Origin of the sequence: Lysobacter sp. (genome assembly GCA_013141175.1) — a bacterium.
Lineage (GTDB): Bacteria > Pseudomonadota > Gammaproteobacteria > Xanthomonadales > Xanthomonadaceae > Lysobacter_I.
Genome location: JABFRN010000001.1, coordinates 3,145,756 through 3,158,872, shown reverse-complemented (window position 1 = coordinate 3,158,872; position 13,117 = coordinate 3,145,756). Strand labels below are relative to the sequence as shown.

Annotated in this window: 6 protein-coding genes; all 6 read left to right on the top strand. The window is 65.0% G+C overall.

Features of this window, described 5'->3' with window-relative positions:
- Positions 1-65: 65 nt before the first annotated feature.
- The 6 genes from HOP03_13890 (at position 66) to HOP03_13865 (ending at position 13,041) form a co-directional block, all read left to right on the top strand.
- Positions 66-1,592 (top strand): DUF2029 domain-containing protein, encoded by a 1,527-nt coding sequence (locus tag HOP03_13890; GenBank protein NOT89254.1) that lies wholly within the window; start codon positions 66-68, stop codon positions 1,590-1,592.
- A gap of 24 nt (positions 1,593-1,616) precedes the next feature.
- Positions 1,617-1,889 carry a hypothetical protein gene (locus HOP03_13885; GenBank protein NOT89253.1) on the top strand — a complete coding sequence of 91 codons (273 nt, stop codon included), beginning with the start codon at positions 1,617-1,619 and terminating at the stop codon, positions 1,887-1,889.
- Positions 1,890-2,116: 227 nt separating this feature from the next.
- The gene (locus tag HOP03_13880; protein NOT89252.1) at positions 2,117-8,569 is read left to right on the top strand and encodes a hypothetical protein; all 6,453 of its coding nucleotides are present in this window, start codon (positions 2,117-2,119) and stop codon (positions 8,567-8,569) included.
- 132 nt (positions 8,570-8,701) lie between these two features.
- Positions 8,702-9,160 carry a hypothetical protein gene (locus tag HOP03_13875; protein ID NOT89251.1) on the top strand — a complete coding sequence of 153 codons (459 nt, stop codon included), beginning with the start codon at positions 8,702-8,704 and terminating at the stop codon, positions 9,158-9,160.
- A 234-nt stretch (positions 9,161-9,394) separates the two neighbouring features.
- Entirely contained in the window at positions 9,395-12,367 is a 2,973-nt protein-coding gene (locus tag HOP03_13870; protein ID NOT89250.1) for a hypothetical protein, read from the top strand.
- Positions 12,364-13,041: a response regulator transcription factor gene (locus tag HOP03_13865; GenBank protein ID NOT89249.1), complete on the top strand. Its 678-nt coding sequence runs from the start codon at positions 12,364-12,366 to the stop codon at positions 13,039-13,041. Before HOP03_13870 ends, HOP03_13865 begins: the two co-directional genes overlap by 4 nt.
- The last annotated feature ends 76 nt before the right edge of the window (positions 13,042-13,117 follow it).

The window sequence follows — 13,117 nt, the reverse complement described above, 5'->3', positions numbered from 1 at the left end:
CCATCACACATCTCGAACCACGTCACCACCGCCCTTCGGGGCTGCGCTACAGGAGTACAGCCATCATGATCGCCGCCACGCCTCCTTCCGCCGATCGCTGGATCGTCGCCGGCCTGCTGTCGCTGCTCTCGGCGACGCTCGCTGCCACGAGTGTCGCCGCACTGCATGCTCCCCTCGCGGTCACGGCCATCGTCGCACTGCTCGTGTTCGCGCTGCTCACGCCGTGGGCGGCGAAGCGCCTGCCGCACGAATGGGACGGTATCCGCCGCCGCCGGCCGGTGTTGTCCACGCTGTGGCTGCTGTTGGCGGTCCTCACGCTGTTGCGTACCGCCGGCGTGGCGCTGTTCATGGCCGATCCCTCGCAGGTGGCAGCATCGACCTACGGTTTCGACGCGTTCTACACCGGCCACAGCTGTTATTCCGGTTACTGGCAGGCCGCCAAGCTCGCGCTGGACGGCGTCCCGAATCTGTACGACGTGCAGCAATACCAGGGCAAGCACATCGGCATCTTCTATTTCGACGAATTCATGTATCTGCCGCAGTTCCTGCTGCTGCCGATGCTGGGCGTTGCGTTCGGCGGCGATTTCCACGAGTTGCGCGGACTGTGGTTCACGCTCGAAGGCGGCACGCTGCTGGCGTGCATGATCGCGCTGACCGCCTGGATCGGCGGTCAGGCCGGCCGCCGCGCCGCGCTGCTGATTCCGGCGGTGTGGATCGCGTCGCCGGTGCTGCTGACGCTGCAGTTGGGCAACTTCCAACTGACGGCGGTATCGCTGTCGGCAGCGGCGATGGCGCTGTTCTGGCGCGATCGTCCGGTGCTCGGCGGCGCGCTGTTCGGCTTCGCGGTGTTCAAGGTGTTTCCGGGCATCCTGGGCATCTACCTCATCGCCACCCGACGCTGGAAAGCCTTGGGCTGGACCCTCGGTTTCTCGCTGCTCTACACCATCATCGCCTTCGTGTGGATCGGAGATGCGCCGTTCCGCGCGCTGCTGGACTATCAACTGCCGCGCATGGCGAGCGGCGAGGCGTGGTCGTTCCTCGAATTGAAGGATCTCGGCTTCGTGGCAGCGATCAACGATTCGATTCCCGGTCTTGTCTACAAACTCAACGCACTGGATGTGCCGGTCGAAACGCGCGCACTGGTACAGCAGGTGTCGTGGGCATGGACGCTGCTCGTGGTGGTGCTGACCGTGCTGTCGGCGCTCCGCGCGCCGAAGCTGTCGCGGACCGAGCTGGCGGCGAACTGGCTCGCCCTGCTCGCACTGGCTTCGTTCCGCAGCCCGTTCCTGCCCGACCACACCGGCCTGTTCGCGCCGCTGTGGATCTGGAGTCTGCTCGCCGCCGGCAGCGTCGCCGGCGGTGGACGCACGCTGCTGTTCGTCCTGATGTGGGTCGCGTTGGCGGCGGTCGTGCCTTTCGGCGGCACGCCGCTGGACAACGGCCTGGACCGCTTCGTGGTCTCCGGGATCAGCCAGGTCATCGCCGTGTCGCTGTGTCTCTGGGTGGTGCTGCGCAAACCGGCGAACCGGGACCCCGGCAAGGATCCGCTCGCGTTGCCGACACCGTTCACGCCGAGGGCTTCGCTGGGGTGACCGCGTCGCGGGCGCATTGCGGACATGTACAAGGCCACCCCAGCGGGTGGCCTTTTTTGTTGGCCAGCCTTCCGGTTGGCCAGGCTCTGGTTGCCGATTCCACGGCAAATCGGCGGTCGCGCCGCACATGCACGGCACACCGAAGGTAACGATCGCATCGAAAGTCACGACCGCGTCGAACGCCAGGATAGCGTCGAAGATGCCAGAACCGCGAAACCGCCGCAGGTTGACGCGCTTCACATTTTCCGCGCGCATCGCACGCGGATTATCGGGAAAGGACGCAAATTCATTCTTTAGGATGAGGCGCGCATCCATCCGCATTGAATACCGTGTCCCACAGGGGAGATACCGGCTCGATGGGCGCGATCGCCTGTCTGAGTCGTTTCCGGATCGGAAAGCGCCGCATCGTCGGTCTGCGCAGCGACACGCGTCCGCAGCGCGACTCGATACGGGCACAGCAGTGGCACGGTGGATCCGCAGTGCGGAATCCCGGCAACGGACGAAAAAACATAAAGGGAACAGCAATGGATATGCAGCACGCGAACGCATCGCGAACCAACGCTTCGCAAGCAAACGGCAACGGCAGGTCGGTACGGGCACGGGGATTCGCCGTATGGCTGGCCTTGATCGCCTGTCTCGGCTTCGCCTCCACCACCGCTTCCGCGCAGGAAGGCGAGGATGTCGATCTGGCCGACAGCGTCGCGATCGAACCCCTGGATCCAGGCAAAGTCGATGCTTTCTATGGCGCCTACACCGAGAACGTGTCGATCGAAGTTCCCGCGTTCCGTGGGCTCGAGCCCAAGCTCGGCCTGAGCTACAACTCGTCCGGACGCAACGGTTATCTCGGCATGGGATGGTCGTTGAGCGGTTTCAGCGTGATCGAGCGCGCAAGCCCCGGGCGCGGTGCTCCGCGCTATGGCGCGACCGTAGGCGATATCTGGCTGCTCGACGGCCAGGAGCTGATTCCCTGCGCGACCGGCAGCCTGAGCCCGAGTTGCGTGTTGGGCAGCGTGGTGTCGAGAGGCACGCATTCCACACGGATCGAAAACTACCAGCGCATCCGTTTCGAGCCCACATCCCCGTCCGGCGCGCGTTGGGTGATCACCGACCAGAACGGCACGCAGTACATCTATTCCGCCAGGCACACCGTGGGCGGGGAAGTGTTCCAGTACTGGCTGGAACGGATCGTGGACACGCGCGGCAATACCGTGACCTTCGCCTACACGGTCGATGCCGCCAACAACTGGATGTATCCGTATTCCATCGGTTACAACCGGACCAGCATCCGTTTCTACCATCAGGACCCGGCGACCACACCCGATCACCGGATGCAGCGCGCCACCGGCAAGGGCATCGCCACGATGGTGCGGCGCCTGGGCTCGATCGTGATCGACGTGCAGGCGCCCTCGGGCGTTTGGCAGCGTCTGCGTGCCTATCAGCTCGCATACTCGACCTCCTTGCATTCGAAGCGCTCGCAACTCGTCTCGGTGCGCCAGTACGGGCGCGATGCGGCGTTCGACGCCGGGGGCCAGATCACGGGCGGCACCGCGCTGCCTGCGCGCACCTTCAGCTGGGCGGGCGAAGTGCTTGGGCCGACGACGGCGGTCAACACCAATCCGCAGACGGCCGGTTCGTACGGAAAGTCGGTGCTCACGCGCGTGTTCGCGGACCTCAACGGCGACAATCGCTCGGATCTGCTGCTGATCGGCGGCAGCACGCTCAATGACGGCGCCAACCTGCGCTGGGCGCATGCGTCGGGCGGCGGCAACTACGGCGCGCTGCAGATCGCGAAAGTGGCGGCGACGGGCACGTTCCGCGGCGCCAACTACAAGCCGCACAGCGCCGACGTCAACGGCGACGGCCTGACCGATGTCGTGTTCATGTGGGGATCCAGTGCCGCCGCCGGCGCGAAGGTGCATGTCGTGCTCGCACGCCCCACCACGACGATCGGCGGCGCCACCTATGTCGCCGACAGCCTCGTCTCGCACACGTTGACCACCACGGGGCGTTACAGCGGCAATGGCTGGCGCAACAAATTCATGGCCGACGTCAATGGCGATGGCCGCGACGATGCGGTCTTCGTCTATACCTCGGCCGCATCCAACACCGGCGTCAAGACCCTGGTTTCTCTGGCCTCGTCACAAGCGGGCAACCCCAATGTCGTGAGCTTCGGCCCGCTGACGCTGAGCACGCCGCAGGCCACCGGCAACTTCGTCACCAACTGGAAGCGTTCGATGGCCGACGTCAACGGCGACGGCCGGATGGACATGGTCTGGCTGTTCCACGGCACCGGGGCGAAAGTGGCGGTGTCGCTGTCCAACGGCGACGGCAGCTTCGCGCCTTTGCAGACCAGCACCGCTGAAGGCACCAGCAATTACAACAACGACGGCTGGAATGGCCACGCGGTCATGTCAGACGTGAACGGAGACGGCAAACTCGATGCCGTATGGACCTATGGCGCAGCCACTGTCAACAGCAACGGCACCCGGGTCCACGTCCGGTTGTCCAACGGCGACGGCAGCTTCGGGCCGCTGATCATCAGCACGCCGCAGACCACCGGCGCCTACGGCAACGAGAACTGGAGCTCCAAGGGCGTCGCCGACGTCAATGGCGACAATCTCCCGGATGCGCTCTGGTTCTATTCGTATTATTTCGAGTGCTATGCCCCGCCCGGCTATGTCTGCAATGTCCAGAACCAGAACCTCGGGCGCAGGATGGAAGTGTCGCTGAATCTCGGCGACGGTCGTTTCGGACCCGGCCAGAGGGTCGTCGTGTCCACTACCGGCTATTACGGCACACCGTGGTCGATCCACATGGCCGACGTGGATGGCAACGGCGTCCAGGAACCCGTGTGGCTGCTGCTGGGTCAGGTCGCATCCGAAATCGGCACGTTCCAGCACAGCCACTGGGTGAATCTCGGCGTCCGGGTCAAGGCCACCCTGACCGCGACGACGCGCCTGCTGATGACCCGCAGCAGCAACGGCATGGGTGCGACGACCGACATCACATACACGCCATCCAGCACCTGGACCAACCAGACCATGCCGCTGGTGACCGATACGGTGTCCAGCATCCGCACCGACGCCGGCTTCGGTGCCGCAGCAGACCGGTATGCCGAAACGAAATACAGCTATATCGGCGGTCTCTACGATGCACTGTCGCGTCGTTTCCTCGGCTTCCGAACGGTCGAGCGCACACTCCCCTGCGTGCAGGGCGAAACCGCATGCCCGAAAGACGTCACCGTCTACTCGCAGAACTACGGCTCGGTCAGCAAACCGGTCCTGGTCAACCGTCTGGGCGGCGACGGCAGGCTGCTGGCCGCGACCCAGCAGATGTACAACACCGGTACGCATGGCCCCATCGCGCACGAAGGCCCCTACATCTCGCAATTGATCAGGACGATCGAATACTCGTACAACTCCGCCGCGACCCTGCCCAGCTATCCGGCCGACGGCGTCTGGCTGCCCTGCCCCACCGCAAGCTGCAGGCGCACGAGCGTCGACCATGCCTACGACCAGTGGTGGACCGTCACCACCGATCCTGCGCAGGAAGCGGAACGCAGCCGCTGGCGCTTCGGCAGAGCCTCCACCGTCGTGCACTACGGCGATATCGGCAGTACCGACGGCGTCGCCAACCCCACCGGAGACGATCACCTCGAATACTTCTTCGCAGGCATCAATCCGGAGAAGTTCATCGTTGCGCCCGCTGCGCACAATGTCTATCGCTATCCCTGGTCCACCAGTGCGGATCTGCTGCAGTCAAGCTTGACCTACTACGACGGCATGGGCAGCTGGGCGAGCGCTCCGACCACAGGCAATCCGACCCAAACGCTGAATCTGCACAAGGAAAGCAATACATGGGTGTCGCGATACGCCAGCTACGACGGCTACGGCAATCAGCGCACGTCCACCGATGAGCGCGGCTATGTCACTTCCACGGACTACGACACGGCGTTCAATCTCTATCCCGTGCGCACCACGCGCGCACTCGGACAGGCCGAACAGGAAGTGACCGAAACCGGCTGGCTGTTCCCCTGTGCGACGCAGGAACGGTCGGTCGGTCCGAACGGCGCGGACGACACGACCATCGTGCAATACGACCCGTTGTGCCGGAAGACCCGCGTGGGCCAGCCTTTGGGCGCATACAAGACATGGGCCTATCTCGACTTCGGCACGCCCAGTTTGCAGCGCATCGTGGAAACCGAGCCCTCCGATCGCGGCACTGGCGTGATTTCAACGGAACGTCGTTTCGACGGTTTCAGTCGCACCAACCGCAACCGCGTGAACGGCTACGTCTGCGACCACACGCTCTACAACGCACGCGGACAGGTTCGCAAACAGAACTCACCGAGTTTCGACTGCACGGATGCCTGGACGGTAGGCACCGAAACCTTCTTCGATGCGCTGGACCGTCCGATCCGGGTGGTCAAACCCAACAACACCGTGGTCACCACGAGCTACACCTACCACCGGTGGAAATACATCGTGGATGAAGAGAACAAATGGCGCGCGCAACTGCAGGATGCCTACGGCCGCGTGACCGCCGAAGCGCATCAGCTCGATGGCGTGTGGCGCCAGAGCAACTACAGCTACGACGCGCTCGGCCACCTGACCCAGGTGACCGATCCGGCATCCAACCTGTGGAGCTACACCTACGACAGTCTCGGCCGCAAGATCGTCGAACGCGATCCCGATCGCGGCACCTTGACCTACGAATATTTCGCCGATGGCGCGTTGCGCGCACGCGTGGATGCGCGTGGTCAGCGCACCGAGTGGTCGTACGATGGTCTGGGCCGCAAGCGGAGCGAGACATTGCGCGCGGGCACGGCACAGGCGCAGGCCTACACCTGGACCTACGACCAGGCGCGCACCGAAGGCGCCACCGTGTACCGCAATCGCGGACGCCTCACCGCACAGACCGAGCCGACCGGCGGAACCACCTACGACTACGATCTGGCCGGCAATCTCGTGCGCCGGATCAAGACGATCGACGGTATCGCCTACACGTTCCGGCACGGCTACTACCCCGGCCGCCGCCTGAAATCGACCACCTACCCGGACAACACCACGCTGGGCACCAGCAGCGGCCCGCTGGAATACGACGTCTTCGGGCGCCTGGAGTGGCTACCGGAACTCCGCGTCGGCGCCGCCTACAACGCCGCCGGGCTGGTGGTCGGCATCTCCGCTTATCAAGGCGATTATTACGGCGGTTGCGGCTCGCCCAACCTGCCGCGCGTCAGGCAGGCGTTCGCCTACGACAGCCAAAATCGCCTGACCCGCCTCAAGGTCGACAAGCAACTCGGATATTGGAGCATTCCCGAGATCGAGGGCGATCCATGCTGGCTGACCCACTTCGCCGATGAGCAGGCGCTACAGGATTACACCTACACCTATACCGCCACCGACCGCATCCAGACGATCACCAATGCCATGGATGTGAACGACAACCGCAGCTTCGCTTACGACGACATCGGCCGTCTGCGCTCGGCGACCACCTCTGCTGCATACGGCGGCACCCAGAGCTTCACCTACGACGACGCGCACAACATGACCTACAACTCGCGCATCGGCACCTACAGCTATCCGGCGGCAGGGGCGGGCAGCGTCAGGCCGCATGCCGTGCTGGTGGCGGGCACCGGCAGCTACGGTTACGACGCCGCGGGCAACATGACCTCACGCACCGGCAATCCCATGACCTGGGACGGCGCCAACCGTCTGGTCGCCCACGGCGCCGCCGCTTACGCCTACGACGGCGAAGGCCAACGCGTGAAGAAAATCAGCGGAGGCCTGATCACGCACTACCCGGCCCCGGATTACGAGGTGACGGCTGGCGTGGTCACGCGCTATGCCAGCATCGCCGGGAAGAAAGTCGCCAAGCGCGTCGGCGGCACGATCTTCTGGTTGAACACCGACCACCTCGGCAGCGTGGATATGGTCACCGACAGCAACCGCAACGCTGTCCAGCGGATGCGCAACCACGCCTACGGCGAACGCGCCAGCGCCCAGAGTGCTCACGTCGAACAGACGGGTTTCCTCGGCGAATTGCGCGATGCCGAAAGCGGATTGATCTACCAGCGCGTGCGCTATTACGACCCCGTGCTGGCTCGCTACACCTCGCCCGACTGGCTGGAAACGACCAAGCGCGGCGTCGGCACCAACCGCTACGCCTATTCGTTGAACGACCCGGTCAACCTGATCGACAACGGCAATTCCGCCGCTTTCCTCATGAACCACGTGATCAACGGCCTGCCGCAGATGTTCCCGAACGGCTTCACCATGACCGCCTCCGCAGGCTTCCAGCCCGGCATGATCTCGGCGCTCGGCACCCCGGCACAATTGCAGCACCTCACGCCTTCGGGATCGCTCGGCGTGGGCGTCCAGGTCCTGGATTCCCACGGGCAACACAATGCGGATATCGGCGTCTACGGACAGTACGGCGCGGGGGCGAGCCTTCCGTTCGGCTCGATGCTGGGGCTGTTCTCCGGCACCGTGGACAAGAGCGGCTGGACGTGGAGCAACCATGTCGCCGGCGGCCTGAACACCATGATGTCGATGAATCTGACCGCGATGCTCGTTGGCTATGCCCATGTCGAAGTCGGCTTCCAGAACTCGTCGCTGTGGGCGATGGATGGCAGCGAGAGCTTCCACACCGGCGTGGACAACCTGATGGGTCGCTGGAACGCCGGTCTCGATTTCGACGAAAGCGGCGGTTTCCAGGGCGCCAGCCTCGGCATGTCGCTGCTGGGCAGAAAGCCGATGTCGTGGGGCATGGCCGGGGACTATTCGCGCACGAACGTATTCTGGTCGTATCAGGGCAAGCCTTCCTCGGTGAATTACGACGCGTTCGCCCCGCAGATCAATCAATACCTGGGAAGCGGATTCTCCAATATCCACGACCCCTTCTTCTACGACCCGTTCGGTTCCAACTTCTACAACGACCCGTTCGGTCAAAACACGTCATCGCCATGGGGTTGGTGATCCGCTTCGAACGCAGGCGCACGCTGCGGCAACGCCGGACTATCGGCGTTGCCGCAGGACGACATACGCAAGTGCGGATCCGCCCGAACCGTGGGCTGTTCGCCGATGCAGGGCCGCATTGAGGAAAGCAAGATGAAACACAACCAGACACCCGCATCCGCACCGGCTTCGACGCGACCGCATCGGACCTTCTTTCGATACGCGCTGGGCGTGGCCTTCGTCGGCCTGGTCGGGTTCGGCATCCATCTGGCCGGCAAGCACGATGCGATCGAGACGCTTCTCGGCGCGGATACGATCGCAACGAAGCAACCGGCAGACGCAAAGACATGGGCGCTCGATTCGGAGCAGGAAGACGTACTGGCGCAGCGCCTGGCGCAGGAGGCCGCGCAGCGCCTCGCGCAGCCCCCCGCAAACCATATTCCCGTGCGCGCGAACGAGATGCCGCGTCCACCGCGCAACGCGCTGGTCGCACTACCGCCGCCACCGCAATCGTTCGCCAGCGCAGCGGGCCCGAACCAGCCACCCTCGCAGAATCCCGGCGGCGTCAACGGCAGCCGGCCCGCACGACCGGTCCCCGGCTTCGAGCGCTGATCCGCTGCCCGGATCGCAAGCGGCGCGCATCGAGGGTCGGGCGATATACTCGGCACCACCCCAAGCGTCGGAACGATCGCAGCGTCGATGGCATGCGAAGTGATCAAGCGGTCGTGTTGCCATGATGCGATGCCACCGTGCCGGTCATGCACCGACGCAGCGCATGCGGGCCGCAGTCATCGATCATGTCCGCGAACATCGTCCGCCTGCCGGATTCGACGCTTCCTCGCGGCCATGGCATTCGGATCGGCGCTGCTCTGCTCGCAACTGCCATGCGCCGCCGCCGAAGCCGATGACCGGCTCGAAGATCTGGGCATGCGCACCTGGTCGGTCAACGACGGCCTGCCCAACGGCGTCATCCGGGCATTGGCGCAGACCACGGACGGCCACCTGTGGATCGGCACCCACGACGGTCTGGTGCGATTCGATGGTTTCGATTTCGAAACCTTCCAGAGCGACACCGTCACGGCGATTCCCAACAACAGTATCAGCGCACTGACCGCCACCGGCGACGGCGCGCTCTGGATCGCCACGCATGGCGGCCTTGTCCATTACCAGACGCGCGGAAACACCGCCGTGTGGCGTGCGCAAAAAGAAGCCGGCACGCAGAGCGCGATCGCGCTCGTGCCGGACGGCGATGCGGTCTGGCTTGGCGGCGGCAAGCGCGGATTGCAGCGGCTGCGGTCGGGCAAGCTTGAACAGCTCGCGCCGCCCACGCCGACGGTGGATGCCTTCTCGGGCTCCCTTGCGATCGCCGGCAACGATGGCAGTGTCTGGCTGATGAGCCCCGCACTCGGACTCCAGCGGCGGTGGCACGATCGCATCGAAACGGTACTGCCGGCGGAAGCATTGGCCGAACCGGGCGTCGCCGCCATGGCCCAGGGCAAGGACGGAACCCTCTGGCTCGGATTGAAGGATGGTTCGCTGGTCGCCGTGTCCGGAACACGCATGCGACGCATCGCGCGTCCACCGGAATTGCAGTCGGACAATATCCGCACGCTTCTCGTCGACCGCTCGAACCGGCTTTGGATCGGCACCGTGCGCCATGGACTGCGGCGCTATGCGAACGGCAGGTTCGAACGTTTCCCCGCGGAACATCCCATGGCGCGTGCCCACGTCATCGCCCTGCTCGAAGACCGCGAACGCAATCTCTGGGTCGGGACATCGGAAGGACTGTATCGCCTGCGCGATGTCCCGATCGAGCGACTGCAGGTTTCGGGCGCGTGGTTCGACCGTCCGACGTGGTCGGTGTTCGCAGCCGCGGAAGACGATTACTGGATCGCCACGGAATCCGATGGGCTGGTCCACACGCGAAAGAGCGGAACACGGCGCTACACCGCGGAACACGGGCTTGGCGCCAACCGCGTCTATGCCGTGGTCGGCACGCCCGACGGCGCGCTCTGGGCGACTCCCTCCCGGGGCGGCCTGCGGACGCTGGTCGATGATCGCTTCGTACCGGTCGCCGGCGCATCGGAACTCGCCGATCAATCGATCACGACCCTGTTCCTCGATTCGCGTCGACGCCTGTGGCTCGGCGGATTCGTCGCGGGCGCGCTGTATTTCGTCGAAAACGGCGCGTTGCGGAAAATCGCGTATCCGGGCGAGATCCGCCGCACCGCAACGACCAGCTTCGCGGAAACGGCGAACGGCGACATCTGGGCCGGCACCTACAATGCCGGCCTGTTCCGCGTCGGACGGGACGGGCTGCAGCGGTTCACCCGCGCGGATGGTCTGCTCGGCGAGAATATCTCCGCCTTGCACACGGATGCGGACGATGCGCTGTGGATCGCCGTCTCGGGCGCCGGATTGAATCGCCTGGCGCACGGGCGCATGAGCGGCCTGACCGCCACCGATGGCGTGCCCAGCAGCAATATGCTGTCGATGCTGCACGACCGCGCGGGCAACCTCTGGATGTGCACGGGGCGTGGATTGTTCAAGATCCGCATCACCGACACGAAGACCGGACAAGACGCGCCGCGCCCGGGCATCGTCGACGCATTGCCGTTCGGCGTTGAAGAAGGCATGCCGAAAATCGATTGCAGCGGAACCGCGCAGACCATCGCGCGCGGCACCGGCGACGACCTGCTGTTGTTCTCGATGACGCGCGGAGCGATCGCGATCGACACCTCCCGCGCCGGGAATTCCGCCGCACCGCCAACGACGCGGATGACTGCGGTGACCTTGGACGATGCGCCCTGGGACTTCCGCAACCCATTGCGCATCGGCCCCGAAACCCGGCGGATCCGCATGCTGTTCAGCGCGATTTCGCTGCGCGCGCCGCAGCGATTGCGTTTCCGGCACCGCCTGGAAGGCTTCGACGACGACTGGTCCGCAGCGATGACATCGCGTGAGGCCGTCTACACCAAACTCTCGCCGGGAAAATACCGGTTCCTGGTACAGGCGCAGATCGGCCAGGACGGCTGGGGTGCGGTCGCAGCGCTGCCGCTGGTCGTTTTTCCGCCGTTCCACCGCTCGATGCCGTTCTATGCGCTCATGGCCCTCGTCGCGGCCCTGCTGATCGTCGTCGCCCATCGCCTGGCACTGGCGCAACTGCGGGCGCGCAACGCGGTACTCGCCGAACGTTCGCGCATCGCGCGGGAAATCCACGACACGCTCGCGCACGGACTGCTGGCGATCCGCCTGAATCTGGATGCCGCCAAGGCACTCGTCGACAGCCAGCCGTCCGAAGCCAAGCAGCATCTGGACCAGGCCCGCGCGCTGGCCGACGAAAGCGTCCAGGAAGCGCACCGCTCGGTCTATGCCCTGCGCGATCCGGACGCCGGCCATCGCGACGTGATCCGGGCGATCGTCCAGCAGCTCGAGACATTGACCATGCACGCGCCGCTGGATCTGCGGATCGAAGCGCCGGACGTCCGCATCACGATGGATGCCGACCGCCAGCATGAGTTGCTGCGCCTGGTGCGCGAAGCGGCGACGAACGCGATCAATCACGCCATGGCGACGTCGTTGTGCGTCCGGATCGAGAAACGGCCGGACGCGCTGCTGATCGAACTGGTCGACGACGGCCGCGGCTTCGACACCGTGCCGAAAGCGGGCGATCCCGTTTCGGCGCACCGGCTGGGGCTCGCGGGGATGCGCGAACGGGCCGGGCGGCTCGGGGCAGTGCTCGAAATCGAATCGCACCCTGGAAAAGGCACGCGGGTAACATTGGCGATTCCTCGGAAGCCCGGGAGCGAGAGCGCGTGACCACCGCCGACCCCATCCGCATCCTGCTGGTGGACGACCATGCCGTCGTCCGGCAGGGATTTGCGGCGCTGTTGAAACTGCAGCCCGATTTCCGGATCGCCGGGCATGCGTCGTCCGGGCGTGAAGCCATCGCGCAGTATCCGCAACTGCGCCCGGACATCGTGCTGATGGATCTGAATCTTCCGGACACCGACGGAACCGTCGCGATCCAGGCCATCGTCGAACAGGATCCGGCCGCGCGGATCATCGTCTTGACCATGTACGACAACGAAGAGCGCCTGCTGCGCGCGCTGCGCTGCGGCGCGAAGACCTATGTGCTGAAGACGGCAGAACCGGACACGCTGGTCGACACGATCCGCAACCTCGCCAACAATGAGTTCTCCACGGGGGGACTCGCGACCGGCGGAGCTGCCGTACAGCGCGCAGCGGCGCTGGAACGGCTGATGTCGCCCCAGCGCGACCTGTTGTCGCCTCGCGAACTCTCCGTGTTGACGCACATCGCGCGCGGCAAGAGCAACGACGAAATCGCGTCGACGCTGTTCATGTCGGTCAACACGGTCAAATCGCATGTCCGTGCGGTGCTGCTCAAGCTCGACGCGAAATCGCGCACGGCCGCGGTGGCGCGCGCGGTGCGGCTCGATATCATCGACCCGGGCGCCGTACGGGAAGGTTGACCGGGCGATCGCGCCGGAATGCCGGAAACGAAAAGGCCGCCCCTTTCACAGGGCGGCCTTTTGTTTGCTTTGTCTA

Excerpts from the sequence above, each read along its gene's own strand:
- HOP03_13885 (NOT89253.1), top strand. The coding sequence starts at position 1,617 with ATGTACAAGGCCACCCCAGCGGGTGGCCTTTTTTGTTGGCCAGCCTTC.
- HOP03_13870 (NOT89250.1), top strand. The coding sequence starts at position 9,395 with ATGGCATTCGGATCGGCGCTGCTCTGCTCGCAACTGCCATGCGCCGCC.
- HOP03_13890 (NOT89254.1), top strand. The coding sequence starts at position 66 with ATGATCGCCGCCACGCCTCCTTCCGCCGATCGCTGGATCGTCGCCGGC.
- HOP03_13880 (NOT89252.1), top strand. The coding sequence starts at position 2,117 with ATGGATATGCAGCACGCGAACGCATCGCGAACCAACGCTTCGCAAGCA.
- HOP03_13875 (NOT89251.1), top strand. The coding sequence starts at position 8,702 with ATGAAACACAACCAGACACCCGCATCCGCACCGGCTTCGACGCGACCG.